This is a genomic window from Halorubellus salinus (assembly GCF_020567525.1).
Classification (GTDB): domain Archaea; phylum Halobacteriota; class Halobacteria; order Halobacteriales; family Natrialbaceae; genus Halorubellus; species Halorubellus salinus.
Genome location: NZ_JAJCVI010000006.1, coordinates 112,407 through 135,651, shown reverse-complemented (window position 1 = coordinate 135,651; position 23,245 = coordinate 112,407). Strand labels below are relative to the sequence as shown.

The window sequence follows — 23,245 nt, the reverse complement described above, 5'->3', positions numbered from 1 at the left end:
TCATCGGGCATACGGCCGCCGCCAGGCGGCCGTTTCCGGGGGCGATTGACTCCTCGGGCATTCGACTGACCAACTCTTCTGGCGTACGGCCGCCGCCAGGCGGTCGTTTCTTTGGTGCCGGGAGGCGGTCGTTCCTGGTCTTGCTGGTCGTGTTCAGCGGTCGGTGAGTCGCGTGTGGATGCGTGGGATGAACGGCCCGGTGGCGATGCGGTAGCCGACGATTGCGGGTACTGCTGCGAGGGTGAGGAACGCGAGGAAGAGGATGAGGTCCGTGGTTGTGAGGACGTGCGCGAGCGGGGTGTCGGTGCCGAGAGCGATGGGGAGTTCGTACGCGACGGGAACGAGTGCGAGGAGTGCGGCGAGCGCGTAGCACGCGGTGGCGGCGACGTCGCGGCGCGTGGTGCGCGTGTAGAGGAGGCCGGCGGTGGCGACGACGCCGATGGTGAACGCGGGGAGGCGGCCGACGAGGTCGGCGCTCGTCCAGGCGAGGACGGTGCCGAGGGCGACCGCGGTGAGGAGAACGAACGCGGTCGTGGGGGCGTCGTGGCCGTCGCCAACGGCGCGCGCGAGGCGGTCGCGGAGCGCGGGTTCGGTCGCCATCAGGCCGCCCTCCGTTCCGCGTCGTCCCCGTCCTTCCGGACCGCTTCGCGCGGTGGGGCGGTCTCGGCGTCGGGCATCGACTCGAGTTCGTCGAACGGCGGCTCGGGGCTACTCTGCCAGTCGCCGCGGGGGGCTTCGCCGCGGTCGAGTTGCGTGAACTGTTCGAAGAGCACCAGCGTCACCCACGGGTCGCCGTCGAGGAGGTTCGAGCCATCCCCGAGACCCGCGGGGCGCGTTCGTCCCGCGCGGTTGTCCTCGAAGACGTTCCCGCCGTCCTCGGGGGCGCCGAGGGCGAGGTCCGCGCGCCCCGAGTTCGAGACGTCGTTCTCGCGGAAGACGTTCCCCGTCGGCGGGTAGACGTTCTCGTCGACCATCGGGACGGCGACGATACCGAAGTTCACGTGGTCGCGGACGGTGTTCGAGACGATCTCGTTGTTCGTGCCACCGGCGACGTTGATGCCGGTGCCGAACGCCGCGTACCCGAACGACTCGTCGGGCGCATCGGCGTTGTTGTTCGCTTCGACGAGGTTGTTCTCGATGCGCGCGCTATCCTGCGGGGGGTCGGCCTCGCTGTCCAGCGAGTTCGGGACGACCCCGCCCATGTTCCGTCGGAACACGGAGTCCTTCACGGTGAGGTAGCCGCCGGCGTTCGTCCCCGAGTACCCGATGGCGTTGTACTCGCTCCGGACGTCCGCGATGATGGCGTGACAGGGCTTGCACTGGCCGATGTAGAACCCCGAGTCGGTGTGTCCGGACGCGTAGGAGTGCTCGTAGCGGCCGTGCTGGCTGTCGATGTTGTACACGCCGTAGACCTGGTTGTTGTACGCGGTGAGGTACGACCCGCGCCAGCCGGAGACGCCCGACCAGAAGAACCCGTTCCGGACGTAGTTCCGCGCGGTCACGTTCTCGACGACGACGTCGTCGACGGTCGCGAGCACGCCGTCCTCGCGTTTGAACTCGCCGTCGAGGACGACCTCGTTCCGGTCGGTGCCCCGTATCGTCAGCCGCGGCGTGTCGGTGACCTCGACGGCCTCGTGGTACGTGCCGGGCGCGACGAGGACGAGGTCCTCGGGGTCGGCGGCGTTCACCGCGGCCTGGATGGTGTCGTACGCCTCGGGCACGCGGTGGACGGTGTAGTCCTCGTACGCTCGTGGCTCGCCGCGCTCTGGCTGTGCGGCGGGGAAGTCGTCGTCCGACTCGCTGGCGGCGCCAGCGAGTGCGCTTCCCACGACCGCGTCTGCGGCGACTGCGGTCGCGCCGAGCGCGCCCGCCCCGCCGACCGCCCGGAGGACGTCGCGGCGCCGGGTCACGCCGACCACTCCGTGCTAACTGGGGACATGACACACGCTTCGACGGGGTCGGACCTAAACCTAGGCGATTGGCTGGGTGGCGTCGCGTCAGCGAACGCGGACGCCGCCCTTCATGCCGAGCGCCCGATGTGGATCGCAGTAGTACGCGAACGTTCCCGTCTCATCGAACGTGTACTCGAAGGTCGCGCCCTCGTCGTCGTGGTACTCGCTCGCGAACGCGCCGTCGCGGTCGACGACGTTGTGCCGGCCGCCCCGCCCCGTCCACTCCCAGACGACGGTCGTCCCGACGTCGACCGCGACCGCGAGCGGGTCGAACGCCAGGCCGTCACTCTCCGCGCCGACCGTCACCGCGACCTCGTCCTCGCCGGTGCGGTCCACGGGACCGTCGTACGCCTCGAGGGCACCGAGCCAGTCGTCGAGTTCTCCGTCGCCATCGTCGCCTCCCGAGCCGCTGCTCAGGCAGCCGGCGAGCGCCGCGGCCGCGGTCCCGGCAGTCATCGCCAGTACCGCTCGCCGCGGACGTCGTCCAGACTGCTCGTCGTCGCCGGGTACGTCGTCGCTCGTCGAGTCGGGGGTTTGCACGTTCGGTTTTGTAGGGGGGTCTCGTACTAACGCTTATGCGTCGTCGTTCGCTGCTCGCTCGCGTCGCTCGCACGGCCGGCGTCGCGGTCGCCGCGACCGGGACCGCCGCCAGCGCGGGTTGTCTCGCCACCGGGAGCGACGACTACGTGCCGCCGCCGCGCGTCGAGGACCCGCCGCAGGGAGTGTACCGACCGGTCGCGGCGCCGCGACTGCGGACGGTCGGCGTCGCGGACGCTGGCCCGTTCCGGCTGGCGCTCGCGTACGGCCCACCGGTCAGGTTCTGGGAGGTCGTCGGCGAGCAGACGTACCGTCGCGCGGTCGAATCCGAGGACGACGTGCACCTGGTCGCGCTCGCGTGGGACCCCGAGACGGGCGTCGTCCTCCCCGAGGTCGGCCTGACCGTCGAGGTGACGCGCGACGACGCCCTCGTCGCACAGGAGGCGGTGTACGCGATGGTGTCGCAGGGGATGGGGTTCCACTACGGCGACAACTTCGCGCTCGACGGCGACGGCGCGTACGCGGCGACGGTCGCCGTTGGCGGCCTCCAGGGGCGACGCACCGGCGCGTTCGCCGGGCGCTTCGGCGAGCCGGCGAGTCACACGTTCGCGTTCGAGTACGCGCGAAGCGACCGGGACGCGCTCGAGGTCGTCCGCGCCGACGACCCGGGGACGCGCGGTGCGCTCCCGACGACCCCGCCCGGGTCGATGCCTGCCGCGGCCGTCCCGGCCGACCCGCCCGGCAGCCGGCTCGGGCGAGCGACCACCGCCGACGTCGCGTTCGACGTCCGCGCTCTCACGGGTCGAGCGGCGACCGAGCGCGTCGACGCGGACGCACCCGCGGACGCCGCCTACCTCGCGGTGCTCGCGCACACGCCGTATAACGACCTCGTCCTCCCCGCGATGGGCCTGCGCGCGACCGTCGAACGCGAGGACGGAGCGACGACCGAACGCATCCTCGACCGGACGCTCGACCCCGAACTCGGCTACCACTACGGAGCCAGCGTCGATGGCCTCGTGGACGCGACCGCGGTCGGCATCGAGCCGCTCACCCCACCACAGGTCGCACGCCACGAGGGCTACGAGACCGCGTTCCTCGACGTCGAACCCGTCCGCGTCACCGTCGACTGACCCCCGGCATCCGCGTCCGATCCGCCACTGTCGGCACTGCTCGGGTCGTCGAGTCGAACGAGGAGACGGGGTTCGACGGCGGCTAGAGGCCGATGACGTCGTCGAGTTCGACGTCCTCGACGTCGCCGTCGCAGACGACGCACGCGTCGATGTCTTCCGGTCCCTGTCCGCCTTCCATGTGGAGGTTCCCACAGTCGATGCAGACGACTGGTTCGGCGTCGAGCATGCACCCGGCGCTTCTCGGGTCGGGTAGTTGATTGTTGGGGACGGATGCGTCGGTCGTGGACGGTCGGTCGTCGACGCACCTCATGCGTCGGCCGTGGGCGGTCGGTCGTCGACGCGCCCGGTCAGTCCGCGAGCGCGCGGAGCTCCTCGTGGAGCGCGGCGGCGAGCTCCTCGAAGTGGTCCCGGGTCAACGGGTCGGTGGTGACGAAGACGCCGTGGTCGTCGTGGATGACGCGCGTGAGGTACCCGTGGTCGAAGACGCGGATGGTGAACGTGTACTCGCCGAGTTCGCTGTCGTCGTAGTCGGTCTGCGAGCGGAAGCCGAGGCGTTCGGTGTCGGCGAACCCGGCGACGTCGGCGTCGGGTTCGAGGTCGTCGCGGAGGTAGAGCTGTTCGACGTAGTCGGGCGTGAAGTACGTGACGCTGCGGACGCCGTCGCCGACGACGGTGCGCGTGGTTCGGACGAGCTCGGTCTCGGTCGCGTCGCTGAGCAGGTCGGGCGACATACGCGAACCGTCGCCCCCTCGACAGAAGAACCATGACACTGATTCCCACGGCCTGGGAGCGGTCGGGGGCGGTGCCTGGCCGTTACAGCGACCGGACGCCCTCGTCGGTGATGACGGCGTCGAGGAGGTCGACGGGCGTGGCGTCGTACGCGGGGTTCTCGACGCTGAACCCTTCGGCGGGTTCACGCATCACCTCGCTCGGCGAGCGGAACTCGTTCTCGAACACGAACCCGTCCTCGATGATCTTCGCGTCGGAGCCGACGACGACGACGGGGACGTCGAGGCGTGCGGCGGTCGCGGCGATGGGGAACGTCCCGACGCGATTGTAGAGGGTGTCGCCGACGATGCAGTCCATGCCGACGACGACGAGGTCGCACTCCTCGAGGTAGTAGCCGGCTGCCGAGTCCGTGAGGAGGTGCGTGTCGACGCGGTCGTACGCCGCGAGCTGGCGCGCGCTCTTCCGGCCGAGGTACCGCGGTCGCGCTTCGGTCACGTACGCCTCCAGGTACTTGCCGTCCCGTGTCGCGCTCTCGACCGCCTCCAGGACCGTCGACGAGTAGTCGTGCGTGAGCACCGTCTGGCCGTCCTCGAGGTACGTCGCGGCGTTCTCCGCGGCCTCGTGCTTCCCGGCCTCGATGGTGTCGACGACGCGGTCGATGGCGGCCGTCGTCGCCGCCTTCGCCGCCGCGACGTCCCCGGGGTCGGCGTCCTCGACGCCCGCGACCACGTGAGCCATCGCGTTGTGGAGGCTCGCGTGACTCGGGTTCGCACGCCGGAGTGCCTGCGCGTTCCGCTGGAGCGACCGCTCGTACTCCTCGACCGTCGCGAACTCGCGCTCGGTCAGGTCCGCGAGCGCTCGCGCAGCCTTCACGGCGACGACCGACGACGAGTGCGTCTGCATCTCCGCTATCTCTTCGACGGTCTCGTCTATCATGCCAGCACCGTCGCCCACCGACGGCATAGGCCTTTCCACCTCGCCGACCCGCCCCGGTTTCGACGCGAGAAGCGAGGGGGTCGATTCAGCTACCGTCGGCGCTCGCGCCCGAACGCGTCGACGGGTCCGCGATGCGAGCGATGGCGGTGCTCGCGACGATCGCGATCGTTATCTCGAGGCCACCGGCGACGAGGAACGCGGCGAGGAACCCGTACTCGGCGGTGACGAGCCCGCCGACGAGGAACCCGCTGAGCATCCCGAGACTACCGAAGACGTTGAAGCCACCCATCGCGGACGCGTGCTCGCTGGCGGGGACGACGTCGGTGACGAGCGCCATCGTCGCCGGAGCGACGAACGCGCCGCAGACGCCGACGGCGACGAGGAGTGCGGCCGCGACCGCGTACGAGGGGGCGAGGCCGACGGCGACGATGGCGACGCCGTACAGGATGCTCCCGCCGACGACCGGGACGTAGCGGCCGATGCGGTCGGAGAGCGACCCGACGGGGTACTGGAGCGCGGCGAACGGCAGGAAGAACAACGCGAGCGTGAGGCCGGCGGTGGCCGCGTCGACGTTGAACGCCTCGCGGACGTACGCGACCCCGGCGAGCGCGAAGAACCCGGCAGTCAACCGGTCGACGTACCCGAACGCGTACGGGACGAGGAGCGCGGGGCGATTGCGGACGCGGTCGACGACGGTCGCGACGGGGAGGCCGCCACCGCCGCCGCGGTCGGGGACGGTCGCCGCGAGGGCCGCTGCCGCGACGAGGACGGCCGCGCCGCCGTACAGTGGGAGGAGCGGGTCGCGGGCGGCGAGCTGGCCGCCGACGACCGCGCCGAGGGCCGCGCCGAGCCCGATGGCGGTCCCGGCGGCACCCATGTTCCGGCCGTTCCCGCCCGCGAGGTCCATGAGCATCGTGATGGCGAGCGAGAACGCGCCGATGGTGAACGCGCCGCCGACGACGCGGAGCACGAGGACGACGCCGAAGTCGAGGCCGACGCTCGGCGCGAGTGCGACCGCGACGTAGCTCGCGGCACCGCCGAGTGCGCCGACGACGACGAACGGCACGCGCCGGCCGACGGAGTCACTGAGAAGCCCCCACGCGACCGCGAACGTCACGAACGCGGCGAACTCGGCGACGAGGAACCACGTCGGTGCGAGGATACCGTCGCCGCCGCCGACCGCCGCGACGGTCTCCTCGAGGCCCGGGTAGAGGAACACCTGCGAGACGAGGACGCCCCACACCACGAGCCCGAGGCGGACGCGGTCCAGGCGCGTGCCGCGAGCGCCGCGCGCGCTCTCGACGCCCTCGGATTCCGCACCGGCGGCCGTGTCGGTCACGAGCGAGAGTACGCGTCGCCGTCCTACGAGGTTGTCGGTCTCCACCGACTCCGACGGCACGCGTCCCGCGAACCCCGGCAGTCTCGACGGTCGCGTTCGGGACGGTACATAAATCCGTTCGGCGCCTACGTATCGACGAGATGGTCTGGGTCACCTACCACTGTCCGTACTGCGGTGCCGTCACGGGCGTCGAGCGCGACGCGTACATGAACGACAAGTGCGTGACGCGAGAACCGCTCGACGGCTGGACGTACGCGGACACCACGGACGACGTCGAGGACGGCGACGGCATCCGGTTCGTCTGCCTCGGCGACGGCGCCCGCGACGGCGACGCGACGGACGCCACGCCCCCAGCGGGCGCGATGCCCGCGGGCGAGGGCGGCGCGAACGACCCGCGGCCCGACGAGGACGGCTGCGGGCGAACGTTCTACCTCAACTACGTGAAGTACGCCGACGGGACGGAGGTCGACCATCGGACGCCCGACATCGACCGACCGCGGTTCGACTTCTCGCCCTGAACTCCGGGTCCTCGACGGTCAGCCAGCACGCCTACTCGAGGAACAGTCGGACGTCGTCGACGAGCTCGCCGTCCTGACCCGGTGGGACGTCGTCGAACCACGCGAGTGCGGCGTCGCCCTCGGTGTCGATGCTCGCGGTCGGCGACGCGTCCGCGGCGTCGACGCGTGCGGGGAAGACGACGTCGAAGGTGTCCACGCGACGGGCGTCCTCGGCGTCGTCGACCGTGAACGCGACGTGCCGGATGCGTTCCGGGGATCCGAGCGCGAGCGAAACACCGAGCAGTTCGCCGAGGTCGCGGCGCGCAGTCACCGCCCAGTCCCCGCCGTCCGGAACGGTCGTCGCGGGGAGCGTCCACCCGTGCACGCCGTCGTCGTGACAGCATACGCGCCCGTCACCGTCCGTGATGCCGACGACGGCGTGACTGTCCACCTGGTCGCGGATCCCGTCGAAGCGCTCCGCGTCGACCGCGTGACTCCGGTCGCGCCAGTCGACGGCATCGTCATCGTAGAGCCGGCCAGGGTCCGAAAGCGAGTCCATACCGTCCCTCCGAGCGCGCCACGGAAGAATCCGCCGCGACGACGCCAGCCGACTCCCGACGTACTCCGACGACCCTACCCGCCGACGCCAACCGCTGCCGCCACCCGCCGACGCCACCCATCGACGGCGAGCGTGACACCCGACGAACCCAAGTCCCCGCCAGCCCTGGAGTCCGGTATGCGAGACGACGTGCTCGACGAGCAGCGAGAACTGGTGGCACTCCTCGAAGACCGCGGGTGGGACGTCACGGAAGCGGAGGTGTCAGTGTACGAGTCGCCGTGGGAGGACGGGGACGCCCCGGAGGCGACGCTCACGCTCACCGCACGCAAACCGTTCGGCGACGGCGGCGACGACGACGGCGACGACGAGAACCCGTTCCGCGTTAAGTGACCGGTCGTCGGCACACCGACGACGAGTTCGGGCGACGCCGCCGTGAAGTCGTGCCGCGAGGCGGCGCTTTATGCCGGTCCCCATCCTATGAACGGGTATGCCTATGAAACAGTCGGGGACGGCCGACGCCTACGAGGTCGTTCGCGAGGACGACGACGGCTTCGGCTGGATCGCGTACCCCGAAGAGGGGATGCAGCGAGCGAGTCACGCGTTCCGGACGGACGACGGCGTGTACGTCATCGACCCGGTCGACATCGCGGACCTCGACGACCACCTCGCGGCGCTCGGCGACGTCGCCGGCGTCGTCCTCACGCTCGACCGCCACGAGCGCGACTGCGCGGCGGTCGCGCGTCGCCACGACGTCCCCGTGTTCGTCCCCGAGTTCTTCGGGAAGACGAGCCTGGACGCGGAGACGAAACCGCTCCGGGGCGTCCTCGACCGGTTCAGCGTCATCCCGGTCGTGAACTGGCCGTTCTGGAACGAGATCGCGCTCTGGGACGACGAATCCGGCGAGCTCTGGGTGAGCGAGGCCGTCGGGACGGTCGACTACTACACGACCGGTGACGAGGAACTCGGCGTCCACCCGATGCTGCGGGCGGTCCCGCCCCGGAAGAAGCTCGGTGACCTCTCGCCGGGCGAGCTCTACTGCGCGCACGGCGCCGGCATCACGAAGGGCGCGACCGGCGCGCTCCAGGATGCCCTCTCCGGTTCGCGGAAACGCATGTTCGGGCTGTACGCGAAGACCCTGAAGAGCGCGCTCTCCTGACGACCCTGGACTTCTCGAGCGGTCGACTTACGCTGGGAACGCGACGTAGAGGATGCCGCCGCCGACGATGGCGAGCGAGCCGAGTGCGACGCAGACGAGCCAGAACGAGACGCGTTCGACGACGCGCATGAGGGCGTCGATGGTGAGGTAGCCGACGACGCCGGCGACGACGAGCGCGAGGAGCGTCGGCGCGAGCGCGACACCGGGGAGACCGCCCTGCTGGACGACTTCGAGCGCGCCCGCGGAGAGGCCCGCGGGCACGGACAGGAGGAACGAGAGCCGGAACGCGTTCTCGCCGTCGTGCCCGCGGAACAGGAGCGCGCTCGCGGTCGTCCCCGAGCGCGACACGCCCGGGAGGATCGCCAGTCCCTGCATCGCGCCGACGAACACCGCGTCGACCGCGTCCGGGTCCTTCTCGCCGGCGTCTATCTCCGGGCTCGCGTACCGCTGGACGACGCCCGTGAGGACGAGGAGGACGCCGACGAGCGCGACGAACGCACCGCCCGCGAGTTCGCTCACGACCGCCTCCAGGGTCGCGTACGCCACGATACCGACGACTCCCGAGACCGCCATCGCACCGACGAGGTACGTGAGGACGGCGTGCTCGTCGAACGCCGACGCCGGCCGCCAGTCCAGCGCGCCAGCGAGCACCTCGCGGAACTCCGCGCGATAGTACGCCGTCGCCGCTATCGCCGTCGGCACGTGCAAGAACAGCGCGTACCCGACCGCGTCCTCCGGGGACCGCCCGAGCGCCCGGAGCGCGATGGCGACGTTCCCCTCGCTCGATATCGGCAGCCACTCGAAGACGCCTTGCACGAGCCCGACGAGGAACGCCACAACGAACTCTCCGGCCATACCACCGCGTCGCCGCGGCGACTACATAGCCCCCACGGTTCCAGGCGACCGCCCGACGGCCTTACACGTCACCACCTCGTACAGTGACGCGTGATATACGCGACCCGCGGGCTCCTCGAGGTGCTTTGCGAGTTCGCCGAAGACGCGGAACCGAACTCCGTCACCGCCACCCTGGCGACGACAGCAGCCGGCAACCTCGACGGCGACGTCGACGACGCAAGCCCCGAGACGCCCGTCTTCACGGACTTCTACCTGCCCCAGACCGGTGAGAGCATCACCGCCGTGTTCGGCATGGACCTCTCCACGCCCTCCGCGCAGACCCAGGGCCGATTCGTCTCCCACCCCGACGGGAACCCCGAGATATCCATCGAGGACGACCTGCACGCGACCGTCTTCGTCGCCGTCCCACCGTGGACGCCCGAGAACGTCGCCGTCTACGACCGCTGGAGCAACCGCGAGGAACTCGTCGTCGTCGACGCCGAACCACCAGAAGCAGAGATCTAGCCCTCGACCACCGCGCGGAACCAGCGGCCCGGCGGCCGCCGGACCCTCGTACGGTCAGTTCACTCGAATCAATAGATCGAGAACCGGCGGCTTGGCGGCCGCCGGATGCTCTTGCGGGCAGTTTACTCGACCGTGACGCTCTTGGCGAGGTTCCGGGGTTTGTCGATGGCGCGCCCGAGTTCGTTCGCGACGTGGTACGCGAACAGCTGGAGGCCGACGTTCGCGACGAGCGGTTCGAGCACGCCCAGGTCCGGGATGGGTATCTCGACGTCGAGGTAGTTCGCGGCGGCGTCGTACGACGAGAACCCGATCACGGGCGCACCCCGTGATTCGACCTCCTTCACGTTGTTCAGCGTCTCCTTCGGGCGAGCGCCCTCGGTGAGGACGGTGAGGACGGGCGTGTCCTCGGTGACGAGCGCGAGCGTTCCGTGCTTCAGTTCGCCCGACGGGAACCCTTCGGCGTGCACGTACGCGATCTCCTTGAGCTTCAGCGCGCCCTCGAGTGCGACCGCGCTCCCGAGCTGGCGGCCGACGAAGAAGTACGCGTCCTCGTCGACGTACTCGCTCGCAACCGCCTGCAGGCGGTCGGAGGCGTCGAGGAGCTGTTGGACGGCGCCCGGGAGGCCACGGAGGTTCTCGAGGAGGTGGCTCGCGCGCTCCGAGGAGAGCGCACCGCGCCGCCGCCCGACGTGCACCGTCAGGAGACTGAGTGCGGTGACCTGCGCAGCGAACGTCTTCGTCGCCGCGACCCCGATCTCGGGGCCGGCGCGGATGTAGAGCGCGTCGTCGGCCTCCCGCGCGGCGGTCGAGCCGACGGTGTTCGTCACGGCGAGCGTCCGCGCACCAGCCTTCGCGGCCTTCCGCATCGCCGACAGCGTGTCCGCGGTCTCCCCGGACTGCGTCACCGCGACGACGAGCGTCTCCCACGGGTCCCGGCCGCCCGTGAACTCGTACTCGCTCGCCACCTCCACGGTCACGCGGACGTCCGCGAACTCTTCGAGGAGCCGGCGCGCGTACAACCCGGCGTGATAGCTCGTGCCGCACGCGACGAGTTGGATCTCTTCGACGTCCGCGAGGACGTCCGCGGGGAGGTCGACGTCGAGGTCGACGTCGCCCGCGACCTCGTCGATGCGCCCGGAGAGCGTCTGCCGGAGCGCCCCCGGCTGCTCGTAGATCTCCTTGAGCATGTAGTGGTCGTACCCGCCTTTCTCGGCGGCTTCGGCCTCCCAGTCGACGGTCTTCCGGTCGCGCTCGACCCACGCGCCGTCGTGCCGGACGTCGACCGCGTCGCCGGTGACCCGGGCCACGTCGCCGTCCTCGAGGTACGCGACCTCGCGCGTGTGCTCGACGAACGCCGTCACGTCGCTCGCGACGAAGTTCGCGCCGTCGCCGAGCCCGAGCACGAGCGGGCTGTCCTGGCGTGCGACCACGAGTTCCTCGCGGCCCGCGACCGTCACCGCGACCGCGTAACTCCCCTCGAGGCGGTCGACGACCGCCTCGACCGCCGCGACGACGTCGACGTCACCGAACCCGCCGGACGTGCTCGCGGTCCGATACGGACCAACGTCGTCGACGGGTTCGCCGTCGCCGTCGGCCGCACTCTCGGCGCCGCCGGCGTCGCCGTCCTCGTCGACGCGGCCACCGTCGGTCGCCGCTTCGCGTCGTGCCGCGAGTTCGGCCTCCAGGAGGTGCGGGACGACCTCCGTGTCGGTCTCGCTCGAGAACGCGTGCCCGGCCGCCTCCAGTTCGGCGCGTAGGTGGTCGTAGTTCTCGATGATGCCGTTGTGGACGACCGCAACGTCCCCCGTACAGTCAGTGTGGGGATGGGCGTTCGCGTCCGTCGGCTTCCCGTGGGTACTCCAGCGCGTGTGCCCGACGCCACAGGTCGCTGGGTGCGCGTCCGGGAGGGCGAGGTCGTCGATGACGCCTTGCTGCTTGTGGACCGCGACCGCGTCGTCCTCGACGAGCGCCACGCCCGCCGAATCGTACCCGCGGTACTCGAGATTCCGGAGGCCGTCCACGAGCACCGGGAGCGCCCGGCCGCCACCAGTCGGCCCGCCGTCTGCACGTTCGCCGCCGCCGTGTTCGTCGTCGCGTCCATTCCCCCCGTCTTCGTTCGAGATGTACCCGATGATACCACACATGCGTTATCCCCTCCTGACTTCGGTGTCGCTCGGAACGCGTCCGGACACTGTACAGCCCGCTTCGACGGTCGAACCGTCCCCGAGGACGGTTCCCGCGGCGACGGTCGTGCCACCACCGACGGTGGCGTTGTCGCCGACGACCGCGCCGAGGCGCACGTCCGCGTACAGGTTGCCGTCGACGAGGACGTCCGTCTCGCCGCCGACGACGGTCGCGTTCGCGCCGACGTGCGCGTTCTCCGCGACGACCGCGTCCCGGACGACAGCCCCGTCCTCGACGACCGCGTCCGCGAGCACGACCGCGTTCGACAGGACCGCGTTCGCCCCGACGGAGACGTTCTCGCCGAGCGAACACCCGCGGCGGAGGGTCGCGTTCGCGTCCACGGACGTCCCCGCACCGACGTGAACCGGGTCCGCGACCGACGCGGTCTCGGCGACGTCGCCGTCGCGCGTACTCCCGTCCCGGTCGAGGACGTGTCCCGTGACGCGCGTGACGTCCCAGAGATGCGAGACGTCCTCCCAGAGCCCACCGTACCTGACCGCAGATACGCCCCCGTCCGCGACGAACCCCGCGAGCGTATCGGGTATCCCTCGTTCGCCCGCGTCGTCAGGCGGCGTCTCCGAGATCGCGTCGAACACCGACCGCTCGAAGCCGTACACGCCCGCGTTGATCAGTTCGGATGCTGCCTCGCGCGGTTTCTCCTCGATGTCGACGACGCGGTCGCCGTCGAGCTCGACGACGCCGTACGCACCCGGGTCCGCAGAGCGCGTCACCGTCATCACCGGGCCGCCGTCGCGCGCCAGGCGCTCGGCGACGCTCGTCACGGCCGACGGCTCGATGATGCGGTCGCCGTTCAGGACGACGAACGCGTCGTTCACCGCAGCCTCCGCTTGCGCGACCGCGTGCGCCGTCCCGAGTTGTTTCTCCTGGACGACGTACTCGACGTCGACCCCCCAGTCGTCGCCGTCCCCGAAGTGCGTCTGGATGCGGTCGCGCGCGTACCCGACGACGAACACCACCTCGTCGATCCCAGCGTCCACTATCGCCTCCAAGACGTACTCCAGGAGTGGCTTCCCCGCGATGGGGAGCATCGGCTTCGGTCGCCGGTTCGTCAGCGGCTCCAATCGGCGGCCCTCGCCCGCGGCGAGCACGACCGCCTTCACGCCCTGGCACCCCCACTCGCTGTCACGTGCCCTTCACTACCTTTCGGTCGACCGCCCCCTCGGGCGTCAGCGTCCTCCCTCGATCGGTCCCCGCCCGTCGTCCTTCGCTTCGGTCCCCAGACGTCTCTCACGTTATCAAATCCACAACAAGTATCGGTCATAAGTTTTCTCCCCGGTCGCGCGTCACGCTCTCGCCGGGTCTCGTCGTCGCACCGACGCCGAGCTTCACGCCGGCGTTCAGGCTCGCGTTGATACCCGTCTTCACGCCGTCCGCGGCGACGACGCCGAGCTTCCGCCGGCCGGTGTCGACGCGGTCGCCCTTCACGCCCATGCGGACGTTCGCGTCGTCGTGCCGGAGGTTCGCGACCTGCGTGCCCGCGCCGAGGTTCACGTCTCGACCGAGCACGGAATCACCGACGTACGACAGGTGCGGGACCGTCGCGTCCTCCATGAGTATCGAGTTCTTCACCTCGACGGACGTCCCCGCCTTCGCGCCCGGCATGAGGACCGTCGACCCTCGCACGTACGCGTTCGGCCCGACCGTCGCACCGGCCTTCACGACCACGGGCCCTTCGACGACGCTCCCCGTCCGGATCGTCGCACCCTCCTCGACCACGACCGGTCCCGTGACGGTCGCGCCGTCCTCGACGGTCCCCCGCACGTCGCGTTCGAGGTCCGCGAGGAGGACCTCCTGGGCGTCCAGCAACTCCCAGGGGCGACCGACGTCCAGCCAGTCGCCGTCGTGCTCGACCACGCGGAAGTCCTTGCCCGCGTCCAGCATCCGCTCTATCGTCTCCGTAATCTCGTACTCGCCGCGCTCGGACAGCCCGGTCTCGTCGATGAACGCGAACACGCTCGGGTCGAACGCGTACAGCCCGAGGTTCGCGAGCGTCGACGGCGGGTCCGCCGGCTTCTCCACGATACCCGTCGCGTACCCGTCGGTGACGTCCACGACGCCGTAGTTCCGCGGGTCCGCGACGTGCATCGTCGCGACCGCGTTCTCGCCGTCCGCCGCCGCCGCGGCGAGCGCCGAGACGAGGGCCTCGTCCACGACGACGTCGCCGTTCAGCGCGACGAACGGCTCGTCGACAACGCCAGCGGCACGCCCGATGGCGTGCGCCGTCCCGAGCTGCTCGCCCTGCTCCACGTACTCCACCGGGAGCCCGGCGTGCTCGGCGCCGAAGTGGTCGCGGATCGCCTCGGCCTCGTAGCCGACCACGAGCACGAACCCGTCCACGGACGGCTCGCACGCGTCCAGCACGCGCTCGACCATCGGCGCCCCGGCGATCGGGAGCATCGGCTTCGGGCGACTGTGCGTCAACGGCCGCATCCGCGTCCCTTCGCCCGCTGCGACGACGACCGCCTTCACGAGCGACGCACCTCCACCGCGGACCGAGCGCCAAGCAGGGACCACCCGACTTCGTTCATATCTCCAAATCCAACCGGCGGCACAAAAGTCACACCCTTGCTCGCGGTCACAGCGCCGCACTCGCACGTGAATCCGTGCTCGCACGCAGCGCCGCGCTCGCACGTGAATCCACGCTCGCACGCAGCGCCGCGCTCGTACGTGGATCCGCGCTCGTAGGTGGATTCGAATCCAACGTTGCCCGTGCCGGCAGGACCGTGCTCGATGGCGGCGAGGCGGTCGCTCGCCGGGGACGAACCAGCTCCGAGTGCACGCACGACTAGTCCGCGGTCTCCACGAGCTCCTCGCTCGCAGGGTCGACCTCGCCACGGAGGAGGGCTTCGGCCTTGTCGCGGTCCTCGGGGTAGCCGACGTCCACCCGCCAGCCCTTCAGTCGGAGGGCGTCGATGGTGCGGCCGCTCCGGATGAGGAGGTCGATGGCGTCACTGATCTCGTACTCGCCACGATCAGACGGCATCACGAGCCGGCACGCGTCGAAGATCGCGGGCGTGAACGTGTAGAACCCCGTCATCACGAGGTTGCTCGGCGGGTCCGCGGGCTTCTCGATGACGTCCGTGATCTCGCCGTACTTGTTCGTATCGCAGACGCCGTACCGGGAGGCGTCCTCCCACGGCACCTCCTCGACGAGGAACGCCGCGTCCGCGCGCGACTCCTGATGGCGGTTCACGACGTCGGCGAGGTTCGCCTGGAAGACGTTGTCGCCGAGCATCAGCATGAAGTCGCCGTCGACGTACGGCTCCGCACAGAGCAGCGCGTCGGCGATCCCATTCGGCTCCGACTGCTCGGTGTACGTGATGGGGACGCCCTCGTACTCGTCGCCGTAGTACTCGCGTATCTGGTCGCCTCGATGCCCGATCACGGTCACGAACGCCTCCGCGCCGAGTTCCCCGAGCCTGTCGAAGCAATGTGAGAGGATCGGTCGGTCGTTCACCTCGACGAGCGCCTTCGGTTTGTCCGCGGTCAACGGACGCAATCTCGTCCCCTTCCCCGCCGCGAGCACGACAGCTTTCATACCCCACACAGGCCCGCGTTGGGACATTACTACGCGCCCGCTACCACCACACCCAGGGGCGCAATCCCGCCGGTAGGACCGGCATAATTAACAGCAAGCGTCGACTCCCTCACACGTATGAAGGTAAGCGTCGTCGGGAGCGGGTACGTCGGAACCACCATCGCGGCCTGCCTCGCCGACCTCGGCCACGACGTCGTCGCCGTCGACATCGACCAGGGCATCGTCGACGCGATCAACGCCGGCGACTCGCCCATCCACGAACCCGGCCTCGACGACCTCGTCGCGGAGCACGCCGGCGGCCGCCTGCGAGCGACCACCGACTACGAAGCGCTCCCCGACACCGACCTCACGTTCCTTGCCATCCAGACGCCCTCGAACGCCGACGGCAGCATCGACACCAGCGCGCTCGAAGCCGCCAGCGAGATGACCGGCGACGCCCTCGCCGACGTGGAAGAGCACGTCGTCGTCGTCAAGAGCACCGTCCTCCCCGACGTCGTCGACGACCGACTCGCCCCCCGCATCAAAGCGCACGCCGACGACCGCGTCTCCGTCGCCACCAACCCCGAGTTCCAGCGCGAAGGCAGCGCCGTCCACGACTTCCTCCACCCCGACAAGCTCGTGTTCGGCACCCGTCCCGGCGACGAACGCGCACTCGACGCCCTCCACGAGTGCTACGCGCCACTCCTCGACGCCCGCACCGCCGACGGCGAAGCGGTCCCCATCGTCGAGACCGACGTCCCCACAGCGATGATGGTGAAATACGCGAACAACGCGTTCCTCGCATCGAAGGTCAGCCTCATCAACGACATCGGGAACATCTGCAAGGAATACGGCATCGACACCTACGAGATCGCCGACGCCATCGGGCTCGACGACCGCATCGGCGCGAAATTCCTCCGCAGCGGCCTCGGCTGGGGCGGCAGCTGCTTCCCGAAAGACCTCGCCGCCATCATCCACGCCGCCCGCGAACACGGCTACGAACCCGCGATGCTCGACGCCGCAGTGACCGTGAACGAGAACCAGCCCGAACGCATGCTCGAACTCCTCGAGAAACACGTCGACGTCGACGGCGCACGCGTCGCAGTCCTCGGCCTCGCGTTCAAACCCGGGACCGACGACGTCCGCAACTCCCGCGCCATCCCCGTCATCGCCGGCCTCCAAGAACGCGGCGCCACCGTCGTCGCCTACGACCCCGTCGCCACCGACAACATGCGCGAACACTTCCCCGACCTCGACTACGCCGACTCAGCCGCCAGCGCACTCGAGAACGCCGACGCCGCCCTCGTCACCACCGACTGGGACGAATTCCAAGCACTCGACGACGAATTCGACACCATGCACTCACAGATCGTCATCGATGGTCGACGGGGCGTCGAACCGCGCGACGGCATGACGTACGAAGGCCTGACCTGGTGAACTACCCCACCCTACCGCTCGCCTGACGGCTCGTGCTTGAGGGTGGGGCTTCCTGTTTCCACGACGCACTTTGCAGATACGGACGTATCCACAGGGAGCGCAGTCTCCACAGGCGTTGATTCGGAGCGTCCCGCTCCTAACCGCTTCTTGATACCGCGAGAAAGGATATTCGATGCCGCATTCACGTCTCTATCCGCCTCGAATCCACACGCCGGACACGAGTGTTCACGGACCCACAGCGGCTTGTCCGTCGAGACATCGCAGGACGCACACTCTTTGGTCGTCCCTCTCGGGTTCACGGCGACGAAGTGCGTTCCTTCCCGCTCGCATTTGTACTCAAGCATCCGCAGGAACGTCCCCCACCCCGCTCCTGCGCGGTTCCGTGAGTTGCCAGGTAGTTCGACTAACCCCTTCGCGTCCAAGTCCTCGACTGCCACAAGGTCGTACTCGGTGGCGTAGTAGTTCGAGAGTCCTACTCACTCGCTTCGCTCGTTCGTTGAGGGAGGGGCCTTAGCGCCTCAATTCAGGTAACACGCAGCCACTCACTCACTCACTCACTCACCGGGACCCACGACGACTTGGAGGTATCCACACCGGGAATCCATAGGGTGTCTCGACGTGTCGTTCGCCCTCGACTCGATAGCTGACGACAGAGGGGCAACGACGACTCTCACTAAGTACATCTCGCGGTGGTTCTCGACATCGAGTCCCTCGATTCGGTCGAACCCCCTGTCCGCGGAGACGACGATCTACGCCTATCGACCCTCTTGGGACACCAGCGACGCTACAGGACCACTTTCGGAAGAACTGGCAACGTGCGCAAGAACACAACGGGAAACCGACGAAGAGGCCCTCGACTCCACGAACAGCCAGCCGTCCCCGACGCCGATCCAACCCAGTGGCCAAACGACGGGTTTGCATGTAGCCACAGAACACAGATATGATACTCTGAAGTATCGTACTCTCAAGTATGATTATAGAAAGTACTATTACTGGCCTGCTCGTCCGTGTTGTATGCCCGATTTCGTGAACCGGACGGAGGAACTCGCCCGTCTCCGTGAACTCTACGCTTCGGACGATGCCGAGCTCGCCGTTATCTTTGGCCGTCGTCGTCTCGGAAAGACTGCCCTAGTCAAGGAATCATTGAAGCGACGGGACGATTCGATCGTCTACCAGGCAAAACAGAAGACGAGTGCGCTCCAGCTCCAGCAGTTCATCGACACGGCGGCAGAACCATATCCCGGCGTGGCGCGAATCCGTGAAGACTGGGAGGAGATCCTCGGCTATCTCGCCGAACAGGACGCCATCGTCGTCCTTGACGAGTTCCCGTACCTCGTCGAACAAGACGAGAGCCTCCCATCCGTGTTTCAGGCGATGTTCGACCACGAACTCGACGATTCAGCTCCCACGTTCGTACTCGTCGGGTCGTCAATCAGCATGATGGAAGATGCAGCCCTCCTCGGAAACAGCCCGCTCTACGGTCGCTCGTCAGTGAAGCTCGACGTCAGGCAACTTCCATTCACCGCCGCCATGGCGTTCTTCGACGATACGTACACACCCGAGGAACAGGTCCTAACGTGGGGCGTGTTCGGCGGCGTCCCGTACTACCTCGAAGAAGTCTCGCCCGATGCAACGCTCGGGGAGAACGTCCAGCGCACGATCCTCTCCCGGCACGGGACACTCCACGACGAACCCGACTACGTCCTCCGGATGGAACTCACCGAGCCGACGCGATACTTCTCGATCCTCGAAGCCATCGCCGGCGGGAACACCAGCCGGAACGAAATCGCGGGGAGAACCGGTATAGACTATAACCAACTCTCGAAGTACCTCAACCGCCTGTCCCGACTCCGCCTCATCGACCAGCACGTCCCCATCACGGAACGGAAAGAACGCAGCAAGCGCAGTCGATACCGCATCCGTGACCCCTTCTTCCGGTTCTGGTTCCACTTCATGTACGGAACGAGCGAGCAGTACGACGAACTGGGCACCGACGCCTACGACGCACTCATCGAGCCGGAACTCGCCGACTTCGTCAGCCACTCGTTCGAAGACCTGTGCTGTTCCGCACTCCGAACGCTCTACCCCGAGCACACGATACCGAACATCGGACAGTGGTGGTACGGCGAGCACGAGATCGACGTTGTCGGCCTGACAACCAGCGAGACGCTGATCGTCGGCGAGTGCAAGTTCCAACAGTCCCCACTCGGATATGGCGCGCTGTCGAACCTCCACGGTCACGCCGACGAACTCCGCTGGTCGCCACAGGACGGTAGCGACCGGGTCGTTGAATACGCACTCTTCTCTCGAAGTGGCTTCAAGCCCTCCGTCGAAGAAGCAGCCGACGAACGAGACGACCTCCGCCTGTTCACCGTCACCGACGTCGTGACCGCGCTCACGGCAGACGAGCGCTAGGAGACCGTTCGAGACCCTCTCGTCCCAAGACTCCGATCCCAGGGCTACATCCCGATGCGACGGCGTCGAGTGCTACAATCCGCAGGCGTTATCATTCGTCGTCGGCGTCGTCTCTTGAGTCCTCCCTTTCGCTCGCGTTGGCGTCCCGTGTTGCTCCCGGTTCCGGCGGCTCCGGTGGAGCCAGTACCGACGCGAGGACGCGCCCGGGCTTCGTCGCCGCCGCCCGCTCAAGGCCCCTGATGCAGGCGTCAGTTACTCCCAATCACGCAACGAGAAGCGAGCGTTGGCGATATCGAGACCACAGCACGACTATCATCGCTTCCATAATCAGAGGAATTCACCGCAAGAGACGGCGTGGCGATGGTGGAGGTGAGACTAGTACTGGGATGTTCGGGATGGGGGTGTGACGTGATTCGTGGGGGGGTGGGGTGTTGTGTGGGTGGTTTGTGGTGGTGTTCGGGGGTGCTGGGTGTGTGTGGGGGTGTGTGGTGTTGAGGTGGGTTGGAGTTTTCATAATCGGTTCGCGTCTGGGGGTTTTGGGGGTGAGCGATGGGTGGTTGGGTGTCCTGGGTGTGTTGTGAATCTTGTGGGGAGGGGTTTCAGGGCTTGAATCCCCGTTTGGCGTGTTCGTGATTGGTGGTTCGGCCTCGTCGATGTTGTCTAGTTCACCATTACGTAAGTCACGGAGGGGTCTTCTTGCGGGTGTGAGGGCTGATTATGAGGATTGTGGGAGGGATGCTGTGGGGGCTAGATTGGTTCTGGGGCGTTTTGGCGGGCGTTCGGTGATTATGAGTCGTGGAGTTTGTCGCGGAGCCATTCGACGGGGTACATGGCGGTGAGGCCGGGTGTGTCGATGCGGAACTGTTGTGGTGGGGTGGTTTTGGCGTAGGTTTTCTCGATTCTGGTGGTGCCGTCGGGTGGGTTGTTGAGGACGGCGAGGATTTTGTGGGCGTCGGCTTGTTTCATGACGACCCAGATGGCTTCGTCGACGTTGGTGTCGGCGATTTTGTCGTAGTCTTCTGGGACGGCGTGGTGGATGTCGTGGTTGATGCGTTCGGCTTCGACGGCGACGATGACTTCGCCGTTGTCGTTGATGCCGGCGAGGTCGAGGCGGCGTCGTTCGTCGATGTCGTAGTACGGGATCGTCTGTGTAACTTCGGATTCTGGGTTCTCGACGTATTCTTGGTTGAGGTATTGGCGGGCGACTTCGATGGCGAGGACGTGGAGGCTGGATTCTTCGAGGTCGCCGTGGCCGTGGCCGTAGTCGACGCCTTGCCGGTAGCTTTCGCCGATGATGGTTCTGCCGTCTGGGGGGACGGTGTAGAGGCGGTGTGGGTGGTCGGTGTCGTGTCGGAGGAGGTCGGCGTCGATGAGGTCTTGGATCGCGTTGCTTTCGATGTCGACGTATTCCTGGAGGCGGATCATGGAGTCTCGGAGGAGGTCGTATTCGAGTGGGTCGTACCGGAGTTGTTGGGCGTTGTAGACGGCTTGGAGGAACAGTAGTTGTTTCGTGGTCCAGTCGGTGACGGCGCGTTCTTCGGGGGTGAGTTTGAGGTTGAGGTCGCAGATGGGGACGTCCTCGCGGTCGATATTGTCGAGGGTATCGCAGCAGGAGATGGCGCGTTTCATGCCCGTGATGGTGGGGTTGTAGCGGTTCTCGCATTCAGTACAGCGGAGTGCGTGGGTGGTGTGCTCGTAGGTGACCGTCGGGGGCATGCGGTTCGTGTGTGGGAGGGCGGAGTCGACGCGCACGCGGTCGGGACTGGTTTCTGTGTCGTCCGCGTCGTCGGAGGGGTCGTCGCTTGTGGGCTTGTCGTCGTTGCTCGTCGTGGTGGGTGCGTCGAGGGTGAGTCCACACGTTTCGGTGGTTCGTTCGTGGACGTCGAGGAGAGTGTCCTGGAACGCCCATTCGTCGGTGCGCGGTGGCGTGTGGTCGTGAGCGGGGTGGCCTGCGGGTGGGGTGACGGATTCGATACTGAATGGTCGTGGTTCGGGCTGGCCGTAGGCGTTCGGGAGTTTCACGAGCCATTGCCCGCGTTGGAGGGCGCGCAGTCGATTCCCGACCTGTTTCGCGTTCATGTCGTCGGTGGCGAGTCGCATGGCGAGTTCGCGGTCGCTCGGGACGTTCCCGGTGACGATGGTTGAGACGTTGTTCAGGATTTCGTCGTAGATTCTGTCTTCGTGTTCGAGTTGGGCGGGGAACTGCATCGCGAGTGTGAGTGAGCACCCGAAGCTCCGGGCTTGGGCGAGGAGTTCGCTGAGGAGGTCGGAGGCGGCGATGCTCGCGGCTTCTTCGACGTACAGATTCACCAGTGAGAGTTCCCCGTCGGTGTGTTTGCGGCGGCGTTTGAGTGCGGTCCAGAGGTTCGAGAGGACGACGAGGGTGAGGGCGCGTTGTGCGCTGGGGCGGAGACTGCCGGTGTCGAGGATGATGACGACGTTCTCGTCGAGGTACTCGATGAGGTCGAAGTGTGGGTCTTCTTCTCGCGGGACGTGGTCGAAGATGGCGGCCAAGCGTTGGTCGATGGGGATCTTCTCTATTCTGTTGGCGACGCCTTGCATGATCTCGTCGAACGAGCGCGCGCTGTTCGCGGTGACGCCCGCGAGCATGCGTTCGAGGTGGTCGTCCGAGACCGCGGGGGCGCTCTGGCGTTCGTGGAGTTTCCTGATACTGTCGTGGAGGTCCCTATGGGAGAACGCGTCGTCGCCACTGACGGGGTCATAGAGGGCTTTGACCATGTACCGGATGATGTCCGGGGAGCGGACGGCGCGCTCGAAGCGGTCCGTGCCCATGAGTTGGCCGAGGATCTCGATGTAGTGGTCGACGCTATCCTCGACCGCGGTCGTCCGTGGGACGCCTGCGTCGAGTTGGTCGCGGATATCGAAGAACGAGAACGCGGGGAGCGTCCGTGCACAATCGAAGTACAGGACGTTATTGAGGTGGCCGTACGTCGCGTAGTGTGCCCGCATGTAGTCTGTGGCCATCCCGTCACCCTTCGGGTCGATGAGGATGCTGGCGCCGTTTGTCGCCTGGTGGTTGTCGAGCATCGCCGACGTCAACGCCGTGGATTTCCCTGACCCGGTCTTCCCGAACCACGCCACGTGCATCGGCTGCAAGTCCTCCGGGAGCGCGATCGGTTCCGTCTCGGCGTCCCTGTCTTCGGTGAGTGGGTGCCCGAGCGTGAGCCCGGTCTGTCTGTACTGTTCGAGGATGGTGGGTGGTGGTCGCTGGATGGAGTGGTTCTCACCAGGCGTGGGTTCGACTGTCCGCTCGCCGGCGTCCGTGAGCGCCGTCCCGTCGACGACGGTGAGCCCCCCGAGTTCCTGGTCGTCGAGAACGAGCCCGCGACTCTCCGAACGCCCCCATGGCCGCACTCCGAAGCGACTGTACGCCGGCTCGTGTGTCTCTCGCTCCCGGACGTCTCCCAGGGCACGTTGTGCGCTCGATCCCGTCAGGACGCGGCCTGTGGCTTCGTA

The 23,245-nt window shown here is 67.8% G+C and carries 21 protein-coding genes and 1 pseudogene; 7 read left to right on the top strand and 15 right to left on the bottom strand.

What is annotated here, in order from left to right; translation table 11 throughout:
• Window positions 1-153: 153 nt before the first annotated feature.
• The 3 genes from LI336_RS17210 to LI336_RS17200 form a co-directional block, all read right to left on the bottom strand.
• On the bottom strand, window positions 154-600 hold the full coding sequence (locus tag LI336_RS17210; protein WP_227134397.1) for a hypothetical protein: 447 nt from the start codon (window positions 598-600) through the stop codon (window positions 154-156).
• Entirely contained in the window at window positions 600-1,910 is a 1,311-nt protein-coding gene (locus LI336_RS17205; protein WP_227134396.1) for a right-handed parallel beta-helix repeat-containing protein, read from the bottom strand. Before LI336_RS17205 ends, LI336_RS17210 begins: the two co-directional genes overlap by 1 nt.
• An 87-nt stretch (window positions 1,911-1,997) precedes the next feature.
• A complete protein-coding gene (locus LI336_RS17200) occupies window positions 1,998-2,492 on the bottom strand; it encodes a halocyanin domain-containing protein (protein WP_227134395.1) in 495 nt (164 codons plus the stop codon).
• A 35-nt stretch (window positions 2,493-2,527) separates the two neighbouring features.
• Here LI336_RS17200 and LI336_RS17195 point away from each other — a divergent pair, with 35 nt between their 5' ends.
• Window positions 2,528-3,619, top strand: a complete 1,092-nt coding sequence (locus LI336_RS17195; RefSeq protein ID WP_227134394.1) for a DUF7350 domain-containing protein — start codon at window positions 2,528-2,530, stop codon at window positions 3,617-3,619.
• Between the two features lie 82 nt (window positions 3,620-3,701).
• Here the strand turns inward: LI336_RS17195 and LI336_RS17190 are convergent, their stop codons facing one another.
• The 4 genes from LI336_RS17190 to LI336_RS17175 form a co-directional block, all read right to left on the bottom strand.
• Window positions 3,702-3,845 carry a hypothetical protein gene (locus LI336_RS17190; protein ID WP_227134393.1) on the bottom strand — a complete coding sequence of 48 codons (144 nt, stop codon included), beginning with the start codon at window positions 3,843-3,845 and terminating at the stop codon, window positions 3,702-3,704.
• Between the two features lie 121 nt (window positions 3,846-3,966).
• On the bottom strand, window positions 3,967-4,350 hold the full coding sequence (locus LI336_RS17185; protein ID WP_227134392.1) for a DUF7522 family protein: 384 nt from the start codon (window positions 4,348-4,350) through the stop codon (window positions 3,967-3,969).
• An 82-nt stretch (window positions 4,351-4,432) separates the two neighbouring features.
• Complete coding sequence (locus tag LI336_RS17180; RefSeq protein WP_227134391.1) at window positions 4,433-5,284, bottom strand: eIF2B alpha/beta/delta subunit family protein; 852 nt, start codon at window positions 5,282-5,284, stop codon at window positions 4,433-4,435.
• An 85-nt stretch (window positions 5,285-5,369) separates the two neighbouring features.
• On the bottom strand, window positions 5,370-6,554 hold the full coding sequence (locus LI336_RS17175; RefSeq protein ID WP_227134561.1) for an MFS transporter: 1,185 nt from the start codon (window positions 6,552-6,554) through the stop codon (window positions 5,370-5,372).
• A gap of 209 nt (window positions 6,555-6,763) precedes the next feature.
• Between LI336_RS17175 and LI336_RS17170 the strand changes: the two genes are divergently transcribed.
• Entirely contained in the window at window positions 6,764-7,141 is a 378-nt protein-coding gene (locus tag LI336_RS17170; RefSeq protein ID WP_227134390.1) for a DUF7969 family protein, read from the top strand.
• A 31-nt stretch (window positions 7,142-7,172) separates the two neighbouring features.
• On the opposite strand, the gene LI336_RS17165 is transcribed toward LI336_RS17170, so the two are convergent.
• Complete coding sequence (locus tag LI336_RS17165) at window positions 7,173-7,679, bottom strand: hypothetical protein (RefSeq protein ID WP_227134389.1); 507 nt, start codon at window positions 7,677-7,679, stop codon at window positions 7,173-7,175.
• 177 nt (window positions 7,680-7,856) lie between these two features.
• On the opposite strand from LI336_RS17165, the gene LI336_RS17160 reads away from it, so the two are divergent.
• Both LI336_RS17160 and LI336_RS17155 read left to right on the top strand, forming a co-directional pair.
• Window positions 7,857-8,069, top strand: coding sequence for a hypothetical protein (locus LI336_RS17160; RefSeq protein ID WP_227134388.1), 213 nt, complete (start codon window positions 7,857-7,859; stop codon window positions 8,067-8,069).
• A 97-nt stretch (window positions 8,070-8,166) separates the two neighbouring features.
• Window positions 8,167-8,835 carry an MBL fold metallo-hydrolase gene (locus tag LI336_RS17155; RefSeq protein WP_227134387.1) on the top strand — a complete coding sequence of 223 codons (669 nt, stop codon included), beginning with the start codon at window positions 8,167-8,169 and terminating at the stop codon, window positions 8,833-8,835.
• A 27-nt stretch (window positions 8,836-8,862) separates the two neighbouring features.
• Here the strand turns inward: LI336_RS17155 and LI336_RS17150 are convergent, their stop codons facing one another.
• Window positions 8,863-9,690, bottom strand: coding sequence for an undecaprenyl-diphosphate phosphatase (locus LI336_RS17150; RefSeq protein ID WP_227134386.1), 828 nt, complete (start codon window positions 9,688-9,690; stop codon window positions 8,863-8,865).
• A 90-nt stretch (window positions 9,691-9,780) separates the two neighbouring features.
• On the opposite strand from LI336_RS17150, the gene LI336_RS17145 reads away from it, so the two are divergent.
• Window positions 9,781-10,194: a JAB/MPN domain protein-containing protein gene (locus LI336_RS17145; protein ID WP_227134385.1), complete on the top strand. Its 414-nt coding sequence runs from the start codon at window positions 9,781-9,783 to the stop codon at window positions 10,192-10,194.
• A gap of 122 nt (window positions 10,195-10,316) precedes the next feature.
• Here LI336_RS17145 and glmS read toward each other — a convergent pair whose 3' ends face one another.
• The 4 genes from glmS to aglF form a co-directional block, all read right to left on the bottom strand.
• Window positions 10,317-12,338, bottom strand: a complete 2,022-nt coding sequence (glmS, locus tag LI336_RS17140) for a glutamine--fructose-6-phosphate transaminase (isomerizing) (protein ID WP_227134384.1) — start codon at window positions 12,336-12,338, stop codon at window positions 10,317-10,319.
• Window positions 12,339-12,341: 3 nt separating this feature from the next.
• Window positions 12,342-13,499, bottom strand: coding sequence for a sugar phosphate nucleotidyltransferase (locus tag LI336_RS17135; RefSeq protein WP_227134383.1), 1,158 nt, complete (start codon window positions 13,497-13,499; stop codon window positions 12,342-12,344).
• A 157-nt stretch (window positions 13,500-13,656) separates the two neighbouring features.
• Window positions 13,657-14,868 carry a bifunctional sugar-1-phosphate nucleotidylyltransferase/acetyltransferase gene (gene glmU / locus LI336_RS17130; protein WP_227134382.1) on the bottom strand — a complete coding sequence of 404 codons (1,212 nt, stop codon included), beginning with the start codon at window positions 14,866-14,868 and terminating at the stop codon, window positions 13,657-13,659.
• Between the two features lie 316 nt (window positions 14,869-15,184).
• Complete coding sequence (aglF, locus tag LI336_RS17125; RefSeq protein WP_227134381.1) at window positions 15,185-15,937, bottom strand: UTP--glucose-1-phosphate uridylyltransferase AglF; 753 nt, start codon at window positions 15,935-15,937, stop codon at window positions 15,185-15,187.
• A 117-nt stretch (window positions 15,938-16,054) separates the two neighbouring features.
• Between aglF and aglM the strand changes: the two genes are divergently transcribed.
• Entirely contained in the window at window positions 16,055-17,353 is a 1,299-nt protein-coding gene (aglM, locus tag LI336_RS17120; protein WP_227134380.1) for a UDP-glucose 6-dehydrogenase AglM, read from the top strand.
• An 11-nt stretch (window positions 17,354-17,364) separates the two neighbouring features.
• Here aglM and LI336_RS17115 read toward each other — a convergent pair.
• Window positions 17,365-17,823 (bottom strand): annotated as a pseudogene (locus LI336_RS17115) (RNA-guided endonuclease InsQ/TnpB family protein); the annotation flags it as partial.
• Between the two features lie 544 nt (window positions 17,824-18,367).
• On the opposite strand from LI336_RS17115, the gene LI336_RS17110 reads away from it, so the two are divergent.
• Window positions 18,368-19,768, top strand: a complete 1,401-nt coding sequence (locus tag LI336_RS17110) for an ATP-binding protein (protein WP_227134379.1) — start codon at window positions 18,368-18,370, stop codon at window positions 19,766-19,768.
• A gap of 786 nt (window positions 19,769-20,554) precedes the next feature.
• Here LI336_RS17110 and LI336_RS17105 read toward each other — a convergent pair.
• Window positions 20,555-23,143, bottom strand: coding sequence for an ATP-binding protein (locus tag LI336_RS17105; RefSeq protein ID WP_227134378.1), 2,589 nt, complete (start codon window positions 23,141-23,143; stop codon window positions 20,555-20,557).
• Between the last annotated feature and the right edge of the window lie 102 nt (window positions 23,144-23,245).